Source organism: Bradyrhizobium sacchari (genome assembly GCF_002068095.1).
GTDB classification, from domain to species: Bacteria; Pseudomonadota; Alphaproteobacteria; order Rhizobiales; family Xanthobacteraceae; genus Bradyrhizobium; species Bradyrhizobium sacchari.
Map to the genome: position 1 here is coordinate 187,101 of NZ_LWIG01000010.1, position 24,764 is coordinate 211,864.

23 protein-coding genes are annotated in these 24,764 nt (G+C 64.7%); 12 read left to right on the top strand and 11 right to left on the bottom strand.

Features of this window, described 5'->3' with window-relative positions; all coding sequences use genetic code 11:
• Positions 1 to 117 precede the first annotated feature (117 nt).
• Both A5906_RS14480 and A5906_RS14485 read left to right on the top strand, forming a co-directional pair.
• Positions 118 to 2,028: a flavin-containing monooxygenase gene (locus tag A5906_RS14480; protein WP_080135858.1), complete on the top strand. Its 1,911-nt coding sequence runs from the start codon at positions 118 to 120 to the stop codon at positions 2,026 to 2,028.
• A 201-nt stretch (positions 2,029 to 2,229) separates the two neighbouring features.
• Entirely contained in the window at positions 2,230 to 2,865 is a 636-nt protein-coding gene (locus A5906_RS14485) for a 2-hydroxychromene-2-carboxylate isomerase (RefSeq protein WP_080135859.1), read from the top strand.
• 3 nt (positions 2,866 to 2,868) lie between these two features.
• Here A5906_RS14485 and ald read toward each other — a convergent pair whose 3' ends face one another.
• The gene (ald, locus tag A5906_RS14490; RefSeq protein WP_080136121.1) at positions 2,869 to 3,984 is read right to left on the bottom strand and encodes an alanine dehydrogenase; all 1,116 of its coding nucleotides are present in this window, start codon (positions 3,982 to 3,984) and stop codon (positions 2,869 to 2,871) included.
• 143 nt (positions 3,985 to 4,127) lie between these two features.
• On the opposite strand from ald, the gene A5906_RS14495 reads away from it, so the two are divergent.
• From A5906_RS14495 to A5906_RS14520, 6 genes are all read left to right on the top strand, one after another.
• Positions 4,128 to 4,607 carry an Lrp/AsnC family transcriptional regulator gene (locus A5906_RS14495; RefSeq protein WP_080135860.1) on the top strand — a complete coding sequence of 160 codons (480 nt, stop codon included), beginning with the start codon at positions 4,128 to 4,130 and terminating at the stop codon, positions 4,605 to 4,607.
• Positions 4,608 to 4,742: 135 nt separating this feature from the next.
• Positions 4,743 to 5,234 (top strand): (2Fe-2S)-binding protein, encoded by a 492-nt coding sequence (locus A5906_RS14500; protein ID WP_080135861.1) that lies wholly within the window; start codon positions 4,743 to 4,745, stop codon positions 5,232 to 5,234.
• Entirely contained in the window at positions 5,231 to 6,247 is a 1,017-nt protein-coding gene (locus tag A5906_RS14505; protein ID WP_080135863.1) for an FAD binding domain-containing protein, read from the top strand. Before A5906_RS14500 ends, A5906_RS14505 begins: the two co-directional genes overlap by 4 nt.
• Before the next feature lie 7 nt (positions 6,248 to 6,254).
• Positions 6,255 to 8,459: a xanthine dehydrogenase family protein molybdopterin-binding subunit gene (locus tag A5906_RS14510; RefSeq protein ID WP_080135865.1), complete on the top strand. Its 2,205-nt coding sequence runs from the start codon at positions 6,255 to 6,257 to the stop codon at positions 8,457 to 8,459.
• Between the two features lie 100 nt (positions 8,460 to 8,559).
• Positions 8,560 to 10,917 carry an Orn/Lys/Arg family decarboxylase gene (locus A5906_RS14515; protein ID WP_080135867.1) on the top strand — a complete coding sequence of 786 codons (2,358 nt, stop codon included), beginning with the start codon at positions 8,560 to 8,562 and terminating at the stop codon, positions 10,915 to 10,917.
• A gap of 6 nt (positions 10,918 to 10,923) precedes the next feature.
• On the top strand, positions 10,924 to 11,499 hold the full coding sequence (locus A5906_RS14520) for a GNAT family N-acetyltransferase (RefSeq protein WP_080135869.1): 576 nt from the start codon (positions 10,924 to 10,926) through the stop codon (positions 11,497 to 11,499).
• A gap of 60 nt (positions 11,500 to 11,559) precedes the next feature.
• Here the strand turns inward: A5906_RS14520 and A5906_RS43015 are convergent, their stop codons facing one another.
• Positions 11,560 to 11,772, bottom strand: a complete 213-nt coding sequence (locus A5906_RS43015) for a hypothetical protein (protein WP_080135877.1) — start codon at positions 11,770 to 11,772, stop codon at positions 11,560 to 11,562.
• 163 nt (positions 11,773 to 11,935) lie between these two features.
• On the opposite strand from A5906_RS43015, the gene A5906_RS14530 reads away from it, so the two are divergent.
• The gene (locus A5906_RS14530) at positions 11,936 to 12,877 is read left to right on the top strand and encodes an ornithine cyclodeaminase family protein (RefSeq protein ID WP_080136123.1); all 942 of its coding nucleotides are present in this window, start codon (positions 11,936 to 11,938) and stop codon (positions 12,875 to 12,877) included.
• Positions 12,878 to 12,948: 71 nt separating this feature from the next.
• Here A5906_RS14530 and A5906_RS14535 read toward each other — a convergent pair whose 3' ends face one another.
• Positions 12,949 to 13,398, bottom strand: a complete 450-nt coding sequence (locus A5906_RS14535) for a flagellar basal body rod protein FlgC (RefSeq protein ID WP_080135879.1) — start codon at positions 13,396 to 13,398, stop codon at positions 12,949 to 12,951.
• 102 nt (positions 13,399 to 13,500) lie between these two features.
• Positions 13,501 to 14,550: a hydroxyacid dehydrogenase gene (locus tag A5906_RS14540; protein ID WP_080135881.1), complete on the bottom strand. Its 1,050-nt coding sequence runs from the start codon at positions 14,548 to 14,550 to the stop codon at positions 13,501 to 13,503.
• A gap of 241 nt (positions 14,551 to 14,791) precedes the next feature.
• Between A5906_RS14540 and A5906_RS14545 the strand changes: the two genes are divergently transcribed.
• From A5906_RS14545 to A5906_RS14555, 3 genes are all read left to right on the top strand, one after another.
• Positions 14,792 to 15,343: a thiamine pyrophosphate-binding protein gene (locus A5906_RS14545; RefSeq protein ID WP_080135884.1), complete on the top strand. Its 552-nt coding sequence runs from the start codon at positions 14,792 to 14,794 to the stop codon at positions 15,341 to 15,343.
• A gap of 8 nt (positions 15,344 to 15,351) precedes the next feature.
• Positions 15,352 to 15,948 carry a thiamine pyrophosphate-dependent enzyme gene (locus A5906_RS14550; RefSeq protein ID WP_080135885.1) on the top strand — a complete coding sequence of 199 codons (597 nt, stop codon included), beginning with the start codon at positions 15,352 to 15,354 and terminating at the stop codon, positions 15,946 to 15,948.
• A gap of 77 nt (positions 15,949 to 16,025) precedes the next feature.
• Positions 16,026 to 16,388: a VanZ family protein gene (locus A5906_RS14555; protein WP_080135887.1), complete on the top strand. Its 363-nt coding sequence runs from the start codon at positions 16,026 to 16,028 to the stop codon at positions 16,386 to 16,388.
• Between the two features lie 56 nt (positions 16,389 to 16,444).
• On the opposite strand, the gene A5906_RS14560 is transcribed toward A5906_RS14555, so the two are convergent.
• From A5906_RS14560 to A5906_RS14590, 7 genes are all read right to left on the bottom strand, one after another.
• Positions 16,445 to 16,828: a DUF1236 domain-containing protein gene (locus A5906_RS14560; protein WP_080135892.1), complete on the bottom strand. Its 384-nt coding sequence runs from the start codon at positions 16,826 to 16,828 to the stop codon at positions 16,445 to 16,447.
• 114 nt (positions 16,829 to 16,942) lie between these two features.
• On the bottom strand, positions 16,943 to 17,830 hold the full coding sequence (locus tag A5906_RS14565; protein WP_080135894.1) for a 2-hydroxy-3-oxopropionate reductase: 888 nt from the start codon (positions 17,828 to 17,830) through the stop codon (positions 16,943 to 16,945).
• 12 nt (positions 17,831 to 17,842) lie between these two features.
• Entirely contained in the window at positions 17,843 to 18,628 is a 786-nt protein-coding gene (gene hyi, locus A5906_RS14570; protein ID WP_080135896.1) for a hydroxypyruvate isomerase, read from the bottom strand.
• An 11-nt stretch (positions 18,629 to 18,639) separates the two neighbouring features.
• Entirely contained in the window at positions 18,640 to 20,424 is a 1,785-nt protein-coding gene (gene gcl / locus A5906_RS14575; RefSeq protein ID WP_080135898.1) for a glyoxylate carboligase, read from the bottom strand.
• A 153-nt stretch (positions 20,425 to 20,577) separates the two neighbouring features.
• The gene (locus A5906_RS14580) at positions 20,578 to 22,380 is read right to left on the bottom strand and encodes an adenine deaminase C-terminal domain-containing protein (protein ID WP_080135900.1); all 1,803 of its coding nucleotides are present in this window, start codon (positions 22,378 to 22,380) and stop codon (positions 20,578 to 20,580) included.
• 84 nt (positions 22,381 to 22,464) lie between these two features.
• On the bottom strand, positions 22,465 to 23,265 hold the full coding sequence (locus A5906_RS14585; RefSeq protein WP_080135902.1) for an NYN domain-containing protein: 801 nt from the start codon (positions 23,263 to 23,265) through the stop codon (positions 22,465 to 22,467).
• Between the two features lie 55 nt (positions 23,266 to 23,320).
• Entirely contained in the window at positions 23,321 to 24,763 is a 1,443-nt protein-coding gene (locus A5906_RS14590) for a tripartite tricarboxylate transporter permease (RefSeq protein ID WP_245326736.1), read from the bottom strand.
• Between the last annotated feature and the right edge of the window lies 1 nt (position 24,764).

Consider the following 24,764-nt stretch of genomic DNA (forward strand, 5'->3'; position numbering starts at 1 on the left):
CCGCCGTTATTCCTATTCGCAAGGCGGCGTCACCGCCGTCCCCGACCACGTCATCTCCGCCTATCGCAAGCTGATGATGCGCGGCCTCTTCACTGCCTCCGGAGATCAGGACACGCCATGAACATCGAATCTCCGCACAGGCCGCTCGACCTCACTTCTGCGATCGCCGAGGGCGACATCCGCTGCCTGCTGATGGTGCTGGTGCACATGACGGGTGACGAAAAATGGCTCGAGCCGCCGTACCTGCCCAAGCGCGACATCCGCCTCATTCCCGATCCCGAGGCCGGCGTGCCCCGGGAAATCCAGGACGAGATCCGCGCCGCCGTGGTCAAGCTGTTCGCCGACGGCACGCCAAGGCCTGTCATCACCGATCCCGGCGACGGCCTGCTGCTGAGGATGATGCGCGCCTGCCTCGGCGAGAACGTCGCCCCGGAATACGCCCCCCTGATGCGGGAGGAGATGGGGTTTGTGCCGCGCGAGGCGCGCTGGACGACGCGTCCTTCCGACGACAAGCTCGCCGACCAGCATGTGCTGATCGTCGGCGCCGGCGTCTGCGCCATCGCGCTCGGCGTGGCCCTCGGCCATCTCGGCATCCCCTACACCATCGTCGAGAAGAACGCCGAGCTCGGCGGCACCTGGTGGATCAACCGCTATCCCGGCTGCGGCGTCGATACGCCGAACCACTCCTATTCCTATTCGTTCGGCTCGGGCAATGCATGGACGCGCTATTTCTGCCAGCGCGAGGAACTGCTCGGCTATCTCCAGAAGGTCGCGGACGAATACGGCATCCGTAAGCATTTGCGCGTCGACACCGAGCTGACTTCATCGCGCTGGGACGAGGCTAAGCGGCGCTGGATCTCGACGCTGAGGACCGGGAACGGCGAAGAGATTTTCGAATCCACCGTGCTGGTCAGTGCCATCGGCCAGCTCAACGATCCCTCCCGCGCCCGTTTCAGGGGCGAAGACAACTTCAAGGGAACGATCCTGCATTCGGCGCTGTGGTCGGACGATATCGATCTCGACGGCAAGCATGTCGCCGTGATCGGCACCGGCGCGACCTCAATGCAGCTGGTGCCATCGATCGCCGGCCGCGTCGCCTCGGTCACGGTCTATCAGCGCAGCGCGCAATGGGCACGGCCGGTGAAGGGCTATGCCGATCCGATCAGCGAAGGCGCGCGCTGGCTGCTGGCGCATCTGCCGTTCTATGTGCAGTGGTACCGCTTCAACATGTTCTGGCGCTACGGCGACGGTCTGTTGCCGTTCCTGCGCAAGGACCCGGCCTGGCCGCATCCCGAGCGCGCCGTCAACAAGGGCAATGACCGGCACCGCCAGGAACTGACCGACTTCATCCTCACCGAGCTCAAGGACCGGCCGGACCTGATCGCAAAATGCGTGCCGACCTATCCGCCCTATGGCAAGCGCATCCTGCTCGACAACAACTGGTTCAAGACGCTCACGCGGCCGAACGTCGAGCTCGTCACCGACGCGATCGATCATTTTGACGAAAGCGGCATCGTCACAGCCGTCGGCAAGCACAGGCCCGCCGACATCATCGTGGTCGCCACCGGCTTCAAGGTCACGGAGATGGCGGCGCGCCTCAACATCACCGGCCGCGACGGCAAGGATTTGCGCGCGACCTGGGGCAACGACAATCCCACCGCGTTCCTCGGCCTCACCGTGCCTGGTTTTCCCAACTTCTTCTGCATGCTCGGACCGAACTCAGGGCCGGCCCATGGCGGCAGCGTCATCTTCCAGTCGGAATGCCAGAGCCGCTACATCTCGGCATGTCTCGCCAGCATGATCGAGCAGAACGTCGCCGCAATCGACGTCCGGCCCGACGTGCTCGACGACTATGTCCGCAAGGTCGATGCCGAGCACGAGGCCATGATCTGGACGCATCCGGGCATGACGACCTACTATCGCAACAGCCGCGGCCGCGTGTTCTCGGCGATGCCCTGGCGATTCGTGGATTACTGGCGCATGACGCACGACCCGGATCTGGGACAATACAGGCTGACGAAAGGATAATTTATAATTTTCGCCGCAACGGACCAACTGAGCGGTAACGCTGCGCTCTCATCACGTCGTCATTGCGAGCGCAGCGAAGCAATCCAGAAACTTTCCACAGAGGCAGGCTGGATTGCTTCGCTACGCTCGCAATGACGGAGTACGCGGCCCGAGCCTCCCGTAGCGCAGGCGACGCCGCGCGTTCGAGGAGGAAGTTCGCCAATGCCCAAGCCGATCGTTCGCATCTATACCGACTACAAAAGTCCTTACGCATTTGTCGCCAACAAGCGCCTGTTTGCGCTCGAAGAGACGCACGGGGTCGCGCTGGAATGGCTGCCCTACACGCTACGCATCGCCGAGTTCATGGGCACGGTCGAGGAGCGCACGCCGCATTTCTGGCGCAAGGTGCGCTACGCCTATATGGACGCGCGGCGCTATGCCAATGCGCAAGGGCTCGTCATGAAGGGGCCGCGGCGGATCTACGACGCCTTCTATTCCAGCGTCGGCCTGCTGTTCGCCCAGCGGCACGGCTTCTTCCGCACCTACCACGACACCGTGTTCCGCAAGTTCTGGAGCCATGAGCTGGAGATCGACGATCTCGCCGCGATCACCGATGTCATCACCTCTTGCGGTGGCTCCGCCAGCGCGTTCGACGTCTACGTCAACGGCTCTGCCCGCGCCGAGCATGACCGCATCATCGATGAGGCCGAAGCACTCGGCGTGTTCGGCGTGCCCACCATGGTGTTCAACGGCGAGCTGTTCTGGGGCGGCGACCGCATCGACATGCTGATCGAGCGCATCGAGAAGCCCGAGACGATCGAGGCGGCGCTCGGCAGCCGCCATCGCAAGCCGGCATGATCGCTAGGCGGCGAGCCCACTCTCCACCGGGGCAAACTCCAGCCCGAGGCTCTCGGCCACCGCCTTGTTGGTGATGCGGCCGCGATGCACGTTGAGCCCGTTGCGCAGATGCGGGTTCTCAAGCACCGCCGCAAAGCCTTTGTTGGCCAGCATCAGCCCGAACGGCAGCGTCGCGTTGTTCAGCGCCTGGCTCGAAGTCACCGGCACCGCGCCCGGCATGTTGGCGACGCAATAGTGCACGATACCGTCGACCTCGTAGGTCGGATCGGTATGCGTCGTCGGGCGAGAGGTCTCGAAGCAGCCGCCCTGGTCGATCGCGACGTCCACCAGCACCGCTCCCGGCCGCATCGATTTGAGCATGGCGCGCGTGACGAGTTTTGGCGCGCTGGCGCCCGGCACCAGCACCGCACCAATCACGACGTCCGCGGAAAACACCTCCTCCTCGACCGACTCGATGGTGGAAAAACGCGTCCGGACGCGTCCCATAAAGAGATCATCGAGCTGCCGAAGCCGGGGAAGCGAGCGGTCGATCACGGTGACTTCCGCGCCGAGGCCCGCGGCCATGCGCGCCGCCTGCGTTCCCACCACGCCGCCGCCGAGCACGACGACGTGCGCCGGCTGCACGCCGGGGACGCCGCCAAGCAGCAGACCGCGGCCGCCGGCCGACCGCTTGAGCGCGGCGCCGGCTGCCTCGACGGCGAGGCGACCGGCGACTTCGCTCATCGGCGCGAGCAAAGGGAGATGGCCGGCCGCGTCGGTGACGGTTTCATAGGCGACCGCGGTACAACCGGACGCGAGCAGGCCCTTGGCCTGTTCGGGATCCGGCGCAAGATGGAGATAGGTAAACAGGATCTGGCTTTCGCGGAGCTGAGTCCATTCGCTTCGCTGCGGCTCCTTCACCTTCACGATCATGTCCGATTTGGCGAAGATGTCGCGGGCGCTGTCGGCGATCGCAGCCCCTGCCCGCCGATACACCTCGTCGGACGCGCCGATGCCGCTACCGGCGCCGGTCTCGACCGTCACCTGATGCCCGGCGGCGACATATTCGCGGACCGCGCCCGGCGTGAGCCCGACGCGATATTCCTGCACCTTGATCTCCCTGGGAACACCGACGTGCATCTTCCGCTCCTCCGCCAAGGAATTGATTCCGTTGTTGATCGTAGCGAGCGGACTGGTTTGGTTTCGTGCAAATATCCGTTAGTTTCGGACCTCGCGCGCCGGTTTCCGGCGCGGAAACACCCTTTCACGCTGGAAACGAAACCTTGGCCCTGGACCGGAAAGATCTCACCATCCTCGCGGAACTCACCACCAACGCGCGGGCGAGCCACACCGAACTCGCCACCAAAGTCGGGCTTTCAAGCACAGCGCTGGCGCGGCGGCAGAAGGCGCTGGAGGACGACGGCTACATCCAGGCCTACCAGGCCGCGCTCGATCTGACGCAGTTCGGCCTCACCACGACGGTGCTGGTGCGCATCGCGCTGGAAAGCCAGAGCGACGAGGCCCTGAAGGCGTTCGAGGCGGAAGTGGGGAAGTGCCCGTCCGTCGTGCGCTGCTTCCTGATGTCGGGCACCGACGACTACATCCTGATCGTGCTCGCCCGCGACATCCAGGATTTCGAGCGCATTCACCGCACTGAGCTGTCGCGCCTGCCGCGCGTCGCACGCGTGCAGTCGAGTTTTGCATTGCGCGAGGTCGTCAACCGCGCCGTGCCGACCGTCGTGTTCGGCGAAGCGAAGCGCTGATCTCGTCCGGACGACCGCGAGAACCGGTCAGGAACCAAGCATCCCGTCATCCGTTGGGCGCTATCGGCCAACGGCGGCAACGCATCCTCGCGTCAGCATCCTTGCCCAGCTCGGCCCATCCGCAAGGAACAGAACATGGCGGACACCTCGGATCAGATCCCCGAACGCATTCCGATCGATCTTGTCGTCAATGGCGCGAGGCGCACACTCGAGATCGCACCGTGGACCACGCTGCTGGATGCCCTGCGTGACCGCCTGGAGTTGACCGGCACCAAGAAGGGCTGCGATCACGGTCAATGCGGCGCCTGCACCGTGCTGGTCGATGGGCGGCGTGTCAATTCCTGCCTGACGCTCGCGATCATGAGGGACGGCGCCGAGATCACGACGATCGAAGGCTTGGCCAAGGACGGCGCGCTGCATCCCTTGCAACAGGCCTTCATCGATCACGACGCATTCCAATGCGGCTATTGCACGCCAGGACAGATCTGCTCCGCGGCCGGTCTTCTGGCCGAGGGTCGCGCCCGTGATGCCGACGAGATCCGGGAACTGATGAGCGGAAATCTCTGCCGCTGCGGCGCCTATCCCAACATCGTGGCAGCGATCGAGCAGGCAATGAGCCGGTCATGAACAACTTCCAATATTCCCGCGCGAGCGACGTCGCGGACGCCATTCGCCTGCTCGCAGCCGATCCAGCCGCGAAGCTGATTGCCGGCGGCACCAACCTGATCGACTTGATGAAGGAGAATGTCGAACGGCCCTCCCGACTGGTCGACATCTCCCGCCTGCCGCTCCGCGACATCGAGGAGACCGCCGACGGAGGCTTGCGCATCGGCGCCTTGGTGCCGAATTCAGACCTCGCCTACCATCCCCTGATCGAGCAGCGCTATCCCCTGCTCGCCAGCGCCATCCTGGCCGGCGCCTCGGCGCAACTGCGCAACATGGCCTCGGTCGGCGGCAACCTGATGCAACGAACGCGCTGCGCGTACTTCTATGACACGACAACACCCTGCAACAAGCGAAGCCCAGACACCGGCTGCTCGGCCATCGATGGCCTCAACCGCAACCACGCCATCCTCGGCACCAGCAGGTCCTGCATCGCGACCAACCCATCCGACATGAGCGTGGCGCTTGCCGCACTGGGCGCGCTCGTGCACATTGCAGGCGGCAACGGCGAGCGCACCGTCGCGCTGACCGATTTCCATCGGCTGCCGGACGACAAACCTCATGTGGATACGAATCTCGGCAGCGGCGAAATCATCACCGCAATCGAGCTGCCGCCGCGCGGTTTCGCCCGGAACTACAGCTATTTGAAGGTCCGGGACCGGCTGTCCTACGCCTTTGCATTGGTCTCGGTTGCGGCCGCGCTCGAACTGGAGGGCAACGCGATTGGGGAAGCGCGCCTGGCGCTGGGGGGCGTGGCCCACAAGCCCTGGCGGAAGCTCGATGCCGAGGCGGCATTGCGCGGCCAAGCGGCAACGCCGGATCATTTCGGCCGCGCTGCCGATCTGTTGCTGCAAGGAGCGTCCGCTCGTTCGCAGAACGGCTTCAAGATCGAGCTCGCGCGGCGAGCCGTCGTGCGTACGCTGATGCAGGCTGCAAACGCCACACCGCAATCGCAAGCTCACAAGAAGATCGCATGAGGGCCCGATGAACGCCTATGTCGGAACAGCAACGTCGCGCGTCGACGGCCGGGCCAAGGTCACCGGAGCCGCCAAATATGCCGGCGAATTCGCAGCAGACCTCCTCCTCCATGGCTTCGTCGTCGCCGCCACCATCCCGCGCGGGCGCATCGTTCGCCTCGACACCAGCGAGGCGCTGAAGGTGAAGGGTGTGGTCGACGTGCTCACCCACGCGCATCGCCCACCCCTCGCCGAACAGGACGAAGCCTGGAAGGACGAAGTGGCGCCGGAACAGGGCTCGCCGTTCCGTCCGCTCTATGACAACAGCGTCAAGTTCAACGGTCAGCCGATCGCGCTGGTCGTAGCCGAGGACTGGGAAACGGCCAAGTTCGCCGCAACCAGGATTCGAGTTGAATACGAGGAGGAGGCGTTTGCGACTGATCTCGAATCCGAGCGCGCCAAGGCTGCAAAGGTCGATCAGCCGCACAAGCCGCGCGGTGACGCCTCGGCGGCGCTGACGCGAGCGGCCGTCCATCACGAGGCGGACTATGTCATTCCGAGCGAGCATCACAACCCGATGGAGCTATATGCGACAACGGCCGTCTGGGACGGCAACGGCAAGCTTACCGTCTATGACAAGACTCAAGGCGTCCAGAACGTCCAGAAGTTTCTCTGCAGCGTTTTCGTCAGGAAGCCGGACGAAATCCGCGTGATCTCGCCCTATGTCGGAGGCGCCTTCGGCTCGGGTCTGCGGCCGCAGCACCAGGTCGTCCTGGCAACGCTTGGCGCGCTCGCATTGAAACGATCTGTCCGTGTCGTGCTGACGCGGCATCAGATGTACGGCTTGGGCTACCGGCCGATGACGATCGAGCACGTTGCACTCGGCGCAAACCGCGACGGCACGCTCGAAGCCGTCATGCACGAAGCCATAGCCGTTACTTCGCGGTTTGAGAATTTCGCCCGCAACGATACCGGCTGGGGTGAACAGCTCTACAAGAGTCCCAACAGCCGCCTCTCCCACAAACTCGTCCACCTCGACGTGGCCACTCCCTGCGACATGCGCGCGCCGGGTGCAGCATCGGGCGTCTGCGCGCTCGAATGCGCCATGGACGAGCTGGCCGTCGCGCTCAAGCTCGACCCGATCGAGTTGCGGCTGAAGTGCTACTCGGACCGCGACCAGAGCGAAAACCTGCCCTACACCAGCAAGCAATTGCGCGCATGCTATGCCAGGGGCGCAGAAGCCTTCGGCTGGAGCCGACGCGACCCGGCGCCACGCTCCATGCGCGACGGCAAGGACCTGATCGGTTGGGGCATGGCGACAGGGGTTTGGGAGGCGCTTCAGATGCCGGTCGCCGTCCGCATCGTGCTCACAGCCAACGGCCATGCCAAGGTCTCCTGCGCCGCGTCCGATATCGGCACCGGCACGTACACCATTGTGGCGCAGGTCGCGGCCGATGCCCTCGGGCTGCCGATCGAGAATATCAGCGTCAAGCTCGCGGACTCGAGCCTGCCCCAGGCGCCGGTGGAAGGCGGCTCGTGGATGGCCGCCTCAAGCGCGCACGCCGTGCTAGGAGCAGCCGAAGAGATCCGCCAGGAGCTCGTCCGTCACGTCCAGGCGATGCCCGCCTCGCCGCTCAGCGGCGTCGATGCGGCAGATATCATTCTCGTAGACGGAACCGTCGCCGAGGCCGGCGACAGGAGTCGCGCCGTCTCGATCGCTGATGCGATGCGCCATGGCCAGGTCGAACGCATCGAGAAGGAGAAGCTGAACGAGTTCCCCGAAGACAAGTCACATGCGCGCAACACGCATTCTGCCGTCTTTGCCGAGGTCAAGGTGGATGAAGAACTCGGCGTCATTCGCGTCACGCGGGTCGTGAGCGCGGTCGCGGCCGGACGCATCCTGAATACCAAGACCGGCCGCAGCCAGATCATGGGCAGCGTGGTCTGGGGGATCGGGATGGCGCTGCACGAGGAGACGGTGATGGATCACCGCTTCGGCCGGATCATGAACGCGAATATCGCCGAGTACCACATTCCCGTGAATGCAGACGTTCATCACATCGACGTCATTTTCGTTGACGAACCCGACGACCGCATCAACAAAATGGGCATCAAGGGACTTGGCGAAATCGGCATCGTCGGCGTGCCCGCGGCCATCGCCAACGCGGTCTATCATGCCACCGGCAAGCGCATCCGGCGCTTCCCGATCACGCTGGACAAGCTGCTGAATTGAGGCCGAAGGCACTCGTAGCCCGCGCAGCAATCCGCGCCTGTCATCCAACTGTCATCGAATGTGCCGAGAGCTGTATCCCCTGGCACATTCGGGACGGACCATGGACTATTTCAAGCGCTTCAACTTCCTGTTCGCTGCACCAATGTTCGACGCCGACGACCTCGAGGGCGTCCGCTTCAACCAGATCATCGAGGAGATCCAGCGCTCCGGCTTCGAGGTGGTCCGGGCCCGCAAGCTGGAGGACGCCGAGATGGCGGTGCAGACCGACGCCGCAATCGGCTGCATGGTGGTGGACTGGGGCAAGAAGGGCCTGGAGGGCAAGACCTCGGCGCTGATCAACCTGATGCGCCGCCGCGGCCTCGACTTCCCGATCATCCTCTTGATCCGGCGCAAGCGGTTCGAGGATCTGCCGGTCGAGGTGCTCGACTTCATCGACGGCTATGTCTTCCTGTCCGAGGAGACGCCGCCCTTCATCGCCAAGAACCTGATCAGCCGGCTCAAGCAATATGCCGAGACGCTGAAGACGCCGTTCTTCGGCGCGCTCGTCGACTATGCCGAGGAAGGCAACCAGCTCTGGACCTGTCCGGGCCACAATGGCGGCGTGTTCTACAACCGCAGCCCGATCGGACGGGTGTTCGTCGAGCATCTCGGCGAATCTGTGTTCCGCGACGACCTCGACAATTCCGTCCTCGACCTCGGCGACCTCCTCACCCATGAGGGTCCGGCGCTGAAGGCTCAGAAGGAAGCCGCCGCGATCTTCGGCGCGGAGAAGACCTATTTCGTGCTCAACGGCACCTCGACCTCCAACAAGGTCGCGCTCGGCGCCCTCGTCACCGACGGCGATCTCGTGCTGTTCGATCGCAACAACCACAAGGCCGCCCATCACGGCGCGCTGATGATCAATGGAGGCATCCCGGTCTACGTGCCGACGATCCGCAACGCCTGGGGCCTGATCGGCCCGATGCGCTGGGACATGCTCGACGAGAAGACCCTGCGCGAGGCGATCCGCAACCATCCGCTCGTGACGGACCGCGACGCCTGGCGCAAGGAGCGGCCGTTCCGCGTCGCCGTGGTCGAGCAGTGCACTTATGACGGCTCGATCCATAGCGCCGAGATGATCATCAAGCGCATCGGCCATCTCTGCGACTACATCCTGTTCGACGAGGCCTGGGCCGGCTTCATGAAATTCCACCCGCTCTATGCCGGCCGCTTCGCGATGGGCCTTGCCAATCTTGCTCCGGAAGCGCCGGGCATCATCGCGACGCAGTCCACCCACAAGCAGCTCGCGAGCTTCTCGCAGGCCTCGCAGATCCACATCAAGGACCGCCACATCCGCGGCCAGAAGCGGCGCGTCGAGCACCGCCGCTTCAACGAAAGTTTCATGCAGCACGCCTCCACGTCCCCCTTCTATCCATTGTTCGCTTCTCTCGACGTCGGCGCACAGATGATGAAGGGCCGCTCCGGCGAAGTGCTGTGGGACGACACGATCCGGCTCGGCATCGAATTGCGCAAGAAGGTCCGCGCCATGCGCCGGGAGTTCGAGGAGAAGGAGCTGAATCCGGATCGCCGCTGGTTCTTCGAGCCCTTCGTTCCCGACCGCGTCGCCATTCCCGATGTCAGCCGCGCCGGCGCCGCGCACAACGTCGCCTGGGAGACTCTCTCCACCGACGAGCTCGCCACCAATACGGCACTCTGGCAGCTCTCTCCCGATACCAACTGGCACGGCTTCCCCGATCTCGCGGAAGGCTTTGCCATGACCGATCCGAACAAGCTGACCTTGCTCACGCCCGGCTTCGATCGTGCCACCGGCGCCTATGCCGAGCACGGCATCCCCGCCCCGGTCGTCGCGCAATATCTGCGCGAGAACCGCATCGTTCCCGAGAAGAACGACCTCAACTCCCTGCTCTTCCTGCTCACCCCCGGCGTCGAGGCGAGCAAGGCCGGCACGCTGATCTCCGGCCTCGTCGCGTTCAAGAGGCTGCATGACGACAATGCGCTGCTCGCCGACGCGATCCCGGAATTCTATCAGCGGCGGCAGGCGCGCTATGCCGGCGTGCGGCTTCGCGACCTCTGCGGCGACATGCACCGCTTCTTCCGTGCCGCCGATGTCAGCGCGCTCCAGGCCCGGCAGTTCATGCCCGAGCACATGCCCGAGATCGCGATGTCGCCGCGCGATGCCGCGCGCTATCTGTTCAAGAACGACGTCGACTACCTCCCGATCGAGGCGATCCCGGGCCGCATCGCGACCACGCCGTTCGTGGTCTATCCGCCCGGCATCGCCACCATCGTGCCCGGAGAGCGGCTGACGGAACGGGCCAGGCCCATGATCGATTATCTCAAGATGTTCGAGACCTGCTTCAACACGTTCCCCGGCTTCGACGTTGAGATCCAGGGCGTCTACAAGGAGATCGATGCCCAGGGGCGGATCGGGCTCTACACCTACGTCGTTGACGAGTAGGTGCCGATGAGCGAAACAGCTGCGCGCACGAGTGACGAACCCGTCCTGGTCAGGCCGTCACGCGAGAGCGATGTCGAGGCGATGCTGGCGATCTACCGCCATCACGTCCGCAATGGCGTGCCCCGTGACGTCGAGGGCACCGGCGCGCCCGAACCGGATGACCTGCGCGACCGGCGCAAGAATCTGAAACAGACCCGCCTGCCGCATCTGGTCGCAACCTTCCGTGGCGAGGTCGTCGGCTATGCCTATGCCGTTCTGTTCCGCAAGCGCCCGGCCTATCGCTACACGGCCAAGCATTCGATCTACGTCCACCACGAATATCTCGGTCGTGGCGTGGGACGGCTGTTGCTGGGGGAATTGATCGATGCCTGTGCGGCGGCGGGCTTCCGCCAGATGATCGGCTACATCGACGCCGACAACGCGCCCTCGCTCGCGCTGCACGAAAAATTCGGCTTCGCGCGCGCCGGCCTGCTCGGCGGCGTTGCCTATCGCCACGGCCGCTGGTCCGACACTGTCATGGTGCAGCGCTCGCTCGGCGCGGGCGTCACCGCGCCGCCGCCCGTCACCGCGCCCGGCCGGTAGAGCATGATCCGGAAAAGTGTGCAGCGGTTTCCCGGAAAATCATGCTCATACAATAGGCTCCTACGAGGGAAAGTCAGCCGGTCTGACGTGGATGCGATCGGCATGCAACGACCAATGAGGCAACGCCTGGTCCTTGCAGAACTTTGCTTTTGCCCGCTCCGTGGCCTCGTCCTCGTCGGCGGCGTCGATCTCGAGCGTGCCCTGGCAGACCTCGCACTGCCGGCCGTACTCGCCAAGCACGTCCTTCATGAACCTGACGACATAAGTTGACATGGGACCTCCCTGCTGCCCCGGCGGCACTCTAATCCCATTTAGGCCGGACGGGGGAAGGAGATTTTGACGCGGATCAAGACCGAGCAACCTTGGCCGAAGATTCGTTGCGGAACCCACCGCCCGGGTTTATGGGCAAGTGCCGGTCGCCCACGAGGATTTTGCCTTGCACTTTGTCGCCGATACCGAAGTCACGAAGGTTCTGACCTTTCCGATCCTTATTGCCGCCCTGGAGGAAGCGCATCGCCGGCCGAAGATGGAGGTTCTGGATGCCTTCCTCGGCGACGAGAAAGGGCAATATGTCATCCGCAGCGCCGTCGACCCCGGCCGCTACATGGCCAGCAAGATGTTCACCAGCTTCCCGGCCAATCTGGCCGAAGGCAGGATGCCGGCGGTGCAGGCCGTGTGCGTGCTGTTCGACGGCACCAACGGAAAGCCGCTGGCGGCGATGGACGGCACCGAGATCACGCATTGGCGCACTGCGGCCGATTCCGCTCTGGGCGCGAAACTGCTCGCCCCTCCCAATCCCGAGACGCTGCTTTGCGTCGGTGCCGGTGAGATGTCCGAATGGCTGATCAGGGGGCATCGCACCGTGCGGCCGTCCCTGCAACGTGTACTGATCTGGAATCGAAGCCCGAAGCGGGCCGCGGATCTCGCTCAGCGTTTGGCGAAGGACGGCGTGAAGACGGAGACGGTCACCGACCTCGACGCCGCGACGCGCGAGGCCAACGTCATCACCGCCTGCACCCGCGCGCATCAACCGCTGATCAAGGGCCGCAATTTGCGACCGGGCACGCATCTGGACCTCGTCGGCGGCTACACGCCGCAAACCCGCGAGGCTGACGACGATGCCGCCAAGATGTCGCGCATCTTCGTGGACCGCAGGGAGTCCGCCTTCCATGGCGTCGGCGATATCCTGCAGCCGATCGCCAGCGGCGCGATCAGCGAATCCGACGTGCTCGGCGATCTCTACGATCTCGCCGGCGGCCGCGTGCAGGGGCGGACGTCACCGTCCGACATCAGCTTCTTCAAGAACGCGGGCGGCGGCCATCTCGACCTCATGACTTGCGAGGCCGTGTTCAAGCAGCTCGGTACAAAGCTGGCATAGGATCGCCCTACCCCGGCGTCAAACCGGTAAGGGCGGGCGAGCGGGACGCCGGCACGGGCCGACATCAGCCATCAGGCCTTGATATCGAGGAGTGTGTCTTCCGTCTCGGCGTAGGCGTGAATGACCTTCGCATTGGCAATGAAGCTGTACTTTGCGGTCGCCAGCTCGACGAATTCGTTGGCAAGGTCGACATTCGGCGCCGCGACCAGGCCGTCCTGGTTTGCGAAGGGAGCGCTCGGGTCGGATTGCACTGTGTAGCTCGGCGAGACCGTCGACACGATCGCGCTCGTCCCGCCGGGCGTCGAGCCGCTGGATTGGGAGACCTGATCGACACGCAACGGCACATAAGCCGCTGGAAAAGTCGAACCGATCCCCGGACTACTGGCATCGGCCGACGTGCTTGATCCGCCTGACGCGGGGAGCGGGCCGGTCGTGTTGACGTTGGCGATATTGCTCGCGGCCACGTTCACGCGCAGGCTTGCTGCGGAAAGTCCGGATGTCGCAATTGAAAGTATGCTCATGCACCCTGATCTACAGGACAGATCATACGTGTTCATTCACGTCATCGGTAAAATTTACCGCTTCCCGTTGTCAGCCTCGTAACGATCAGGCTTCCAGCGCCCCTACCCCGGCGTCACGCCAAAGGCCTGCTTGAAGCGCTCGGCATAGCGCGGCCAGACCTCGGGGTTGATGATGCGCGGCGGACGCTTGCCGTCGAGCGTCTCCAGCACCTGCTCGGCGGCGATGCGACCCATGTTCTGACGCGCCTCGATGGTGACGCCGGCGGTGTGCGGGCTCGCCAGCACGTTGTCGAGCTGGAGCAGCGGATGCTCCGGCGGCGGCGGCTCCTTGGACCAGACGTCGAGGCCGGCGCCGGCAATGCGCTTGTCGCGCAGCGCCTGCAGCAGCGCATCCTCGTCGTGGATGAAGCCGCGCGCGGTGGTGATGAAGTAGGCATGCGGTTGCATCAGCGCGAATTCGCGCGTGCTGATCATGTTGCGGCTGCGCTTGTCGAGAGGACAGGAGATCGAGACGAAATCGGCCCGGCGCAGCAGCTCGTCGAGCTCGACCTTCTCGCCGCCCCGCTCCGCCATCACCTCTGCGGTGAGATACGGATCGTACGCCAGCACCTTCATGCCGAGCAGTCCCTTGCAGAGCGCGGCGATGCGGCGGCCGACATTGCCGAGGCCGATGATGCCGATGGTCTTGTGCTCGACCTCGTTGCCGACGAGCTCGTTGCGGTTGACGTCGCGCTCACGGCGCAGACGGCGATCGGACTGGATGATGCGCTTGGACAGCGTCAGCATCATCGCCAGCGCGTGCTCGGCGACCGAATGGGCATTGCCGCCGGACTGGTTGACGACCAGGACGCCGGCGGCCGTGCAGGCCTCGACATCGACAGGGTCGAAGCCAGCGCCATTGCTGGAGACGAGCAGGAGGTTCGGCGTGCGGCTCAGGAAGGCGGCGTCGACATGGAAATGCGGGGCGAGCTCGTCGCGCGCGGCGCCAATCTGGTAGACATGGGCCGCGCTCAGGATCGGCGCGTAAAAGTCCTCGGGGCTTTCGTTCTCGATGCGGTCGAGCCGGACGTCGGGCCGCGCCTCCAGGATGTCGATGTAGATCGGGTTGGCCAGGTATTTGACGTAGAAGACGCGCTTGCTGTTGACGGACATCAGGACCCTTCCGGCTCGATCGAGGAGATCCGCAAGGTCAGCGCGATGCGCGCCCGTCCGTGCCCCTCCCGTTTTCTGGTTGTCGCCGCTTATGCCACGGCGGTGCCGGCCACGGCAGGCCGTCTGGCGCAGATCACGGTGCCGGCCCGGACATGTTGACAATCTTGTTGCCTGCGTCAAGTTCGGCAGACCGCCGCGACAGCCAGAACCAAGAAGCATGCGCGGCTCATGGGAGAACGCAATGGCGATTGCGGAACAACAGGCGCAGGGGACCGGCGAAAGAAGCTGGCATAGCATTGTCCTGCAAACCCTGAAGCGGAACGCGATCAGCCTGATCCCTTACGTGCCCGACCGCGTGCTGACGCCGCTGATCAAGAATTTGCACGCCGACCCCTTCTTCACCACTTTCGCAACCGCCCGCGAGGAAGAGGCCGTCGGCATCGTCTCCGGCGCCTGGATGGGCGGACGGCGCGGCGCGGTGCTGATGCAGACCTCGGGCTTTGCCACGCTCGCCAACGTGCTGGCCTCGCTCGCAGTGCCCTACCAGATCCCGCTGATCATGTTCGTCTCCGAGCGCGGCACGCTCGGCGAGTTCAACTACGGCCAGTCGCTGGTCTGCCGCACGATGCGCCCGGTGCTGGATTCGCTGGCGCTGGAGCACCACACCATCACAAGGCTCGACGAGCTCGAATTCATCGCCGACCGCTCGATCAAGCAGGCCGTGACCACGCAGGCGCCGGTGGCGCTGATCCTCAGCCCGCTGCTCACGGGCGGCAAGGTTTTCGACAAGTGAGGCCGGCGATGAATACTGGCAATACCAAGGTGATGAACCGCTTCGATGTCACCGCGCGCCTGATCGCAAAGCTCAAGCACGAGGAAGCCGTGATTGGCGGCATCGGCAATACCAATTTCGACCTGTGGGCCGCCGGCCACCGCCCGCAGAATTTCTACATGCTCGGCAGCATGGGCCTCGCCTTCCCGATCGCGCTTGGCGTCGCTCTGGCGCAGCCCGACCGCCGCGTGTTCGCGCTCGAAGGCGACGGCTCGCTCTTGATGCAGCTCGGCGCCCTCTCGACGATCGCGGCGTTGAAGCCGAAGAACCTGGTCATGATCGTGATGGATAACGGCATCTACCAGATCACCGGCGCGCAGCCGACGCCGGCAGCTGGCGTCGCCGACATCGTCGGCATCGCGACCGCCTCGGGGCTCGTCAGAAGTTCCTGGGCCGCGGACGAGGAGGATTTCGAGCGTCTGGTCGACGAGGCCATGTCGGCTGATGAGCCCAGCCTGATCGCGGTCCGCATCGACGACAAGCCGGGCGTCGGTACCACAAGGCGCGACCCCGTGCAGATCCGGGAGCGCTTCATGCACGGCCTGGGCGTACGCGAGCCGCTTTAACGTTTGGTCATTAACTACACGGCGATCTGATCCGCATCCCGGCGCAGGCCCCTGCCGATCCGTGCTAAGCGGGGCGGATGTCCATTTTCGTTCGCGCCTTTGCCTGGCTGCTCGCCGCCGCCGTTGCCTTTGCAACGCTCGGCCCCCCGGGCCTGCGGCCCCATTCCGACTTCGGCCAGGACGGCGAGCATGCGCTCGCCTTCATCCTTGTCGGGCTTGTCTTCGGTCTCGCCTACAGGCGACGGCGGCTGGCAGTTGCGGCTGGCTCAGTGGTCCTGATCGGCCTGCTTGAGCTGATGCAGTTCTGGGCGCCCGGACGCCATGCGCGGCTGGAGGATTTTCTGGTCGATGCCGGCACCGCCTGCATCGGTTTTACGCTTGCCGCCATCGTCGATTGGATCATGACCCGGTTTCGGGCGGACTCGGCCCCGACAGGCTGAGGCCCCGCGGAGCGAGTGCTCCGCAGGGCCCAGCGCTTCAAAGCTTATCGTGTCGATCAGTCGATGATCTTGACGACGCGGCGCGTACGCGGCTCGACGATGACGCGGCGATCGTTCACGACCGCATAGCGATACTCGGTGTAGTTCGGCACGGGCCGCAACACCACGGTCGGGGGCAGCGGCTCGCCGACGACGACGCGCTCGTGGATCACGACGGAGTCATCGCGCGGAATTCCGCCCAGCACCGCATTCGGAATCTCGAGGCCTGCGCCGACGGCCGCACCGACGGTGCCGCCGACCATCGCGCCGACCGGTCCGCCAATGTCGCCGCCCGCGCGCGCGCCGTCCCGGGCGCCCTGTTCGGTGGTCGACTGGGCAAAGGCCGCACTCGACGCCAGCAGCGACGCGGCAGCCAACGTAATCGCAAGACGGGTTTTCATGTCCTGATGTCTCCAGTGATTGTTATGCGCCTTCAACCGCGGGCCCGGAGCATTGTTCCGGTTCCCCCGTGGCGAAAGGCACATCAAATCTGGAGACTGTTACCGCGTAACAGTTCAGCTGGCCGCGATCTCGTGACCCGCCATCAGTTCCAACGCCCGCACCATCGCCGAGTGATCCCAGGCCTTGCCGCCATGCGCGGCACAGGATGAGAACAATTGCTGCGCCACCGCGGTGCTCGGCAACGACAGGCCGAGGGCACGGGCGCCTTCGAGCGCGAGATTGAGATCCTTCTGGTGCAGCTCGATGCGGAAGCCCGGATCGAAATTGCGCTTCACCATGCGCTCGCCATGCACTTCGAGAATCCGCGACGAGGCGAAGCCGCCCATCAGCGCCTTGCGCACCAGCGCCGGATTCGCGCCGGCCTTGGACGCGAACAGCAGCGCTTCACTCACCGCCTCGATGGTCAGCGCGACGATGATCTGGTTCGCGACCTTCGTGGTCTGGCCGTCACCATTGGCACCGACATGCGTGACATTCTTGCCCATCTTGTCGAAGACCGGCTTCATGGTGCCAAAGGCCCGCTCGGGGCCGCCGACCATGATGGTGAGGCTCGCAGCCTTTGCCCCAACCTCGCCGCCCGACACCGGCGCGTCGAGATAGTCGGCGCCGAGCGCCTCGATCTTCTTGGCAAACTCCTTCGTCGCGAGCGGGGAGATCGAGCTCATGTCGACGACGATCTTGCCCTTGGAGATGCCGCTCGCGACGCCGTCCTTCCCGAACAGCACCGCTTCCACATGTGGCGTATCCGGCACCATGATGATGACCGCGTCCGCCTGCTCTGCGACTTCCTTGGCCGATTTGCAGGCGACGCCGCCCGCAGTGATCAGCTCAGCCGCGACCGGCGCGACGTCATGCAGGAGAACGCGATGGCCCGCGGCCAGGAGGTGGCCGGCCATCGGCCGTCCCATGGTGCCAAGTCCGATGAAGCCGATATTGGTCATGTCTGCGTTTCCTCAGGTCTCAAACGTCTGTGCCGCGTGCCAGGAGAGGCCTTCCAGCGTCGTGGTGCGCGGCTTGTATTCGCAACCGATCCAGCCGCGATAACCGATCGCGTCGAGATGACGGAACAGGAAGGGATAGTTGATCTCGCCGGTGCCGGGCTCGTGGCGACCGGGATTGTCGGCAAGCTGGATGTGGGCGATCTGGGGCAGATATTCCTGCATGGTGCGGGCGAGATCGCCCTCCATGATCTGCATGTGATAGATGTCGTACTGGATGAACAAATTGTTCGAGCGCACTTCGGAGATCAGCTGCACCGCCTGCTCGGTGCCGTTGAGATAGAAGCCGGGAATGTCGAGCGTGTTGATCGGCTCGACCAGCAGCTTGATATTCTCGCGGGCCAGCGTCGAGGCCGCAAAGCGCAGGTTTCCGACCAGCGTCTCCTGAAGCTCGCGCGGATCGGCTTCGGAAGGCGCGATGCCGACGAGGCAGTTGAGCTGGTCGCAATCGAGCGCCTTGGCATAGTCGATGGCGCGGAACACCCCGTCTCGGAATTCGGCGGTGCGATCGGGCAGGATCGCGATGCCGCGCTCGCCCCCGGCCCAATTGCCTGCGGGGAGATTGTGCAGCACCTGTGTAAGGCCGTGGGCCTCGAGCTGCTCGCGCAGCTGCGCCTTGTCGAAATCATAGGGGAAGAGATATTCGACCCCAGCGAAACCCGCGGCCTTAGCCGCGGCAAAACGGTCGAGGAACGGCATCTCGTTGAAGAGCATGGTGAGGTTGGCGGCGAATTTCGGCATGATGCTCTCCTTTATTCCGCAGGCTGCAACACGCGCGTGGTACCGACCTCGTCGAGCGGCAGATCCAGCACCTCCTCGAACTCGACGATGTTGTCGATCTCCGTGCCCATCGCGATGTTGGTGACGCGTTCGAGGATGAACTCGACAACCACGGGCACGCGGTGCTTCGCCATCAATTCGCGGGCGGTGGTGAATGCGGCCTGCGTGTCCTTCGGGTCGGTGACGCGGATTGCCTTGCAGCCGAGACCTTCGGCCACCGCGACATGGTCGACGCCATAGACGCCGATCTCGGGCGCGTTGATGTTCTCGAAGGAGAGCTGGACGTGATAGTCCATGTCGAAGCCGCGCTGGGCCTGACGGATCAGCCCCAGATAGGAATTGTTCACGACGACGTGGATGTAGGGCAGGTTGAACTGCGCACCGACCGCGAGCTCCTCGATCAGGAATTGGAAGTCGTAGTCGCCCGACAGCGCGACGATCTCGCGATCCGGACACGCTGCGCGCACACCCAGGGCAGCGGGCAGCGTCCAGCCGAGCGGGCCCGCCTGCCCGGCATTGATCCAGTTGCGGGGCTTGTAGACGCCGAGGAACTGCGCGCCGGCGATCTGCGACAGGCCGATCACGGTGACATAGGTCGTGTCGCGGCCGAAAGCCTTGTTCATCTCCTCATAGACGCGCTGCGGCTTGATCGGCACGTTGTCGAAGTGGCTCTTGCGCAGCATCGTCTTCTTGCGATCGCGGCAGGCAGCGGGCCACGCCTGGCGCTCGCGGAGCCTGCCTGACCGCCGCCACTCCCTGGCGACGCCAACGAAGAGCTCGAGCGCAGCCTTTGCGTCCGAGACGATGCCGAGATCGGGATTGAACACGCGCCCGATCTGGGTCGGCTCGATGTCCACGTGAACGAATTTGCGGCCCTTGGTGTAGGTCTCGACCGAGCCGGTGTGGCGGTTGGCCCAGCGGTTGCCGATGCCGAGCACGAAGTCGGATTCCAGCAGCGTGGCATTGCCGTAGCGGTGGCTGGTCTGGAGGCCCACCATACCGGCCATCAGCACGTGATCGTCGGGGATCGCGCCCCAGCCCATCAGCGTTGGCACGACAGGCACGTTGGCGATCTCGGCAAACTCGACCAACAGGTCCGAAGCGTCGGCGTTGATGATGCCGCCGCCCGCGACAATTAGCGGCCGCTCCGCGGCGTTGAGCATCTCCAACGCCTTCTCGACCTGCTTGCGCGTCGCGGCGGGCTTGTAGACCGGCAGCGGCTCATAGGTTTCGTCGTCGAACTCGATCTCGGCGAGCTGGACGTCGAGCGGCATGTCGACCAGCACCGGTCCCGGCCTCCCTGAGCGCATGATGTGAAACGCCTGGCTGAACACGCGCGGCACCAGCGCAGGCTCGCGCACCGTAACCGCCCATTTGGTAACGGGCTTTGCGATCGACTCGATGTCGACGGCCTGGAAGTCTTCCTTGTAGAGCCGCGCGCGCGGCGCCTGACCGGTGATGCAGAGGATCGGAATGGAATCGGCGATCGCCGAGTAGAGGCCGGTGATCATGTCGGTGCCGGCCGGCCCCGAGGTGCCGATGCAGACGCCGATATTGCCGGCCTTCGCCCTTGTGTAGCCCTCCGCCATGTGCGAGGCGCCCTCGACGTGGCGCGCCAGGACGTGGCGGATCGAGCCGCGCTTCTTCAGCGCCGAGTACAGCGGATTGATCGCAGCCCCGGGAACACCGAAGGCGGTCGAAATGCCTTCCTTCTCCAGGATACGCACAGCCGCATCGACAGCTCGCATCTTCGCCATATCGGACCTCGCTTGGTTTAAGTCAGCGAGCGAGATCATCAGATGCGCAGGATGCGATCTCAACGAGATCGATTTTATTTTCCACGATGCGGCAGCGGTGGAAAAATCGCGGCTGTCTCAATCGGTTAGATCGAGACATGCGTGAAAGCCGCTTCACTCGAACAGCGGCGCCAGCTCCATCTGCGGCACCAGGACGAGGCCCTTGTCGGTGATGCGAATTTCCGGAATGACCGATAGGGGAATCAGATTGAAGCCCATGTAGGGGATAGTGCAGCCGGCATCCGTCCACTCCTTCTTAAGCGCCTTGACCTCCTCGGCAACTTCGGTGACGCGCTTGTCAGACAGGAGCCCCGCGATCGGCAGTGGAACCAGCGCCCTCACCTTGCCCTCGGCCGCAACGCAGACGCCGCCCTGGTGTTCCTTGATCGCCGCGATCGCGACCTGCATGTCGCCTTCATTGGTGCCGGCGACGATGATGTTGTGGCTGTCGTGGCCGACGCTGGAGGCCACCGCACCGCGCTTGAGGCCGAAATCCTTGAGCAGGCCGTAGGCGACGTTGCCCGCCGATTTGCCGTGGCGCTCGACCACCGTCACGAAACAGAGGCCGTAGCGCGCGAACAGCGACGGCCAATCCTTGGCCGGTTCGATCGCAACCTTCTCGTGGATCAAGGTGATGCCCGGCAGCGCGGTCTTGATCGCGTTGACGGTGCAGGCTTTCGCCGGCAATTCCGGCGTCAGCGTCAGCTTCTCCGGCAGCTTGACGGTCACATAGGCCGCCTTCGGATATTGATAGCGCTGTGACAGCGCCTGATCGAGACGCGGCGTGATCTTGCCATGCTCCACCACGAGCTCGCCGCCATACCAGGTGCATTGTGGCTTGAGTTGATCGTCCATCAGGACCAGATCGGCGCGCCTGCCGCCGCCAAGGCCACCGATATCCCCCTCCATGCCGAAGCGCGTCGCGCCATGCAGCGAGCCCATCGACCAGGCCTGCTCCGGCGACATCCCCGCTTTCACGGCTTCGCGCACCACCCAGTCGAGCCCGAACAGCAGCAGATCGTCGGCGTCGCGGTCGTCGGTGCACACGGCGGTGCGCTTGTGCGAGGCGCCGAGCTCGGTGACGGTACGGATGGCCTGCGGCAGCGAATGCCAGGGCGTGGTCGGCGGTCCTCCGCGCAGAAACACCCAGACGCCGGCGTCGAGCAGATCGTCGGCGATGTCACGATCAATCGCCTCATGGGTGTCGGTGACGCCGCTCGCCGCATAGGCCGCGACGAATTCGCGGCCGTAGACATGGCCGGAGACCGGACGTCCCCGCTTCAAGGCGGCCGCCAGGATCGCGTGGCTGCGCTCGTCGCCCATCGTCACGGGCACGAAATCCATCTTCTCGCCGAGCGCGACCGCTTCCGGCCAGCGGTCGAACAGGCCGGCGATCTTGTCCGGCGTGAGGTCGCCGCCAGCGGTCTCCAGTTCTGCCGACGTGGCCGGCACCGTTGACGGCACCGTCAGGAAGATCGAAAGGGGCGCCTCGCGCGCGTCCTCCAGCATCGCCTCGACGCCGGCGACGTCCATGACGTTGCCGATCTCGTGGCTGTCGCAGAAGATCGTCGTGGTGCCGTTGAGCAGCGCGGCCTCGGCATAGGCGCAAGCCGTCACCATCGAGGATTCGATGTGGATGTGCGGATCGACGAGGCCCGGCGCGATGATGCCGCCTGCGGCGTCGTAAACCGCAACGCCAGTCCAGGCCTTCTTCGCGGTGCCGGTGGGCTTCACCGCTGCGATCCGGCCGCCGGTGATCCAGACCTCCCGTCCCGGGTGGATACGCTCCGAATAAGTCGAGAGCACCCGCGCACCTGATATGACGAGATCGGGCGCGACGCGCGCCGAGGCGACGTCGGCAAGCCGCCGCGTCATGCTGTGCAGCGGCGCGACGGAGAAACGGGTGAGTTTGGTCATGGGGCTCTCGCGTGGCGTTACGGGCGAGCGATGGTTACGCCCTGCACCAAACCGAGCAAGCGCAAATATAACGGCACGACCTGCTTATGTCTTAGGCGCCGAACCGCCCGCCGGTCCCGACCTTGCGGGTCTACGCGGGTTCCGGCCTTTCGAAGCCGGTGCAGCAGCAGGCTTGACCCGAATCCGCATCGACCGGCCCTTTGGCTCATCGATCTCGAACGAGTTGGTCTTTCGCACCAGGTCGCTCAGCTTGCGGAAACCGAACGTTCTCGGATCAAAATCCGAGGCCAGATTGGCGAGCTGCCGGCCGACTTCACCGAGCGCGACCCAGCCATCTTCACTCTCCATCTGGGTGATGACTTTTTTGATGATGGGTGTGGCGGCATCGGGCGGCTGAAGCGGCGTCGACCTCGAGCCGGCATCCTGGATGGTCGCCGTGCCGGCAAGCAGGTTCTCGGTGTAAACGAACCTTCGGCAGGCCTGCCTGAAGCTTTCCGGAGTCTTCTGCTCGCCAAACCCGAAAACGTCGACGCCCTGCTCTCGGATGCGGGCGGCGAGACGGGTAAAGTCGCTGTCGGAGGAGACCAGGCAGAAGCCATCGAACCGGCCGCTGTGAAGCAGGTCCATGGCGTCGATGACCAAGGTGATGTCGGACGCGTTCTTTCCCGTCGTGTAGGCGAACTGCTGCTGCGGGATGATGGCGTGCTTCGACAGGATGTCGGCCCAGCCCCTCGATCGTGCATTGGAGAAGTCGCCATAGATGCGGCGGACGCTGGCCTCGCCGATCTTGGCAATCTCCTCGAATAGGCCATCCGCAATCTTTGCGGAGGCGTTGTCGGCATCGATCAGGACGGCGAGACGGGGCGAGCGAAGTTCGGACGGCATGGCGTTTCCCAGCGCGAGAGACGCCAGACTAGCAGATAATTGCGTCTGTGAACGCCTAGTCCTCGTTCGCCTTGAACCGGCCGAGCCCCTTGAGCACGAAGGGCGCCAGCAGCGCGATCAGCGCGACGCCGAGCAGCGTCGCCGAGATCGGGCTCTGCAGCAGCGTCATGGGATCGCCAAGGCTGATCGCGAGCGCGCGGCGCAGCTGACTCTCGGCGATCGGGCCGAGGATCAGGCCGACAACGACGGGCGCGATCGGAAAATCGAACCGGCGCATCAGGAAGCCGAGCACGCCGAAGCCGGCGAGCATCGACAATTCGACCACCGACGGCTTTGCCGCAATGGTGCCCATGGTCGCGAACACGAGGATGCCGGCATAGAGCCACGGCTGCGGGATCGCGAGCAGCCGCACCCACAGGCCGACCAGCGGCAAATTGAGCACCAGCAGCATCATGTTGGCGATGAACAGGCTGGCGATCAGGCCCCAGACGAGATCAGGCCGCTCGGCGAACAGCAGCGGGCCCGGATTGAGGCCGTATTGCTGGAACCCCGCCAGCATCATCGCGGCCGTTGCCGAAGTCGGCAGTCCCAGCGTCAGCAGCGGCACCAGCGTGCCGGCGGCGGAGGCGTTGTTGGCGGCTTCGGGTCCGGCGACGCCTTCGATCGCGCCCTTGCCGAACTCCTCGGGATGTTTCGTCAGCCGTTTCTCGGTCGAATAGGACAGGAAGGTCGGGATTTCCGCGCCGCCCGCCGGCAGCGCTCCGATCGGGAAGCCGAACATGGTGCCGCGCAGCCACGGCTTCCACGATCGCTTCCAGTCCTCCTTGGTCATCCACAGCGAGCCGCGCACCGGCTCGAGCTTCTCCTCGGTGTGGTGCCGGCGCGAGGCGACATAGAGCGCCTCGCCCACCGCGAACAGGCCGACCGCCAGCGTCGTCACCTCGACGCCGTCGAGCAGCTCGGGGACGCCGAACGCCAGCCGCGCCTGACCGGTCAGCTTGTCGATGCCGACGAGGCCGAGCGTCAGGCCGATGAACAGGCTGGTGAGGCCGCGGATCGGGGAATCGCCGAAGGTCGCCGACACCGTGACGAAGGCGACGCACATCAGCGCGAAATAATCCTCCGGGCCAAAGCGCACGGCGAAATCGACCAGCCACGGCGCGAGAAACGCAAGCCCGATGGTCGCAATGGTGCCGGCAACGAAGGAGCCGATCGCGGAGGTCGCAAGCGCCGGCCCGCCGCGGCCGGCCTTGGCCATCTTGTTGCCTTCGAGCGCGGTCGCCATCGAGGCGCTCTCGCCGGGCGTGTTGATCAGGATCGCTGTGGTCGAGCCGCCATACATGCCGCCATAATAGATGCCGGCGAACATGATCAGCGAGCCGCCGGGATCGAGCTTATAGGTGACGGGCAGTAGCAGCGCGACCGTCAGCGCCGGGCCGATGCCGGGCAGCACGCCCACGGCGGTGCCGAGGAACACGCCGATCAGGGCATAGAGCAGG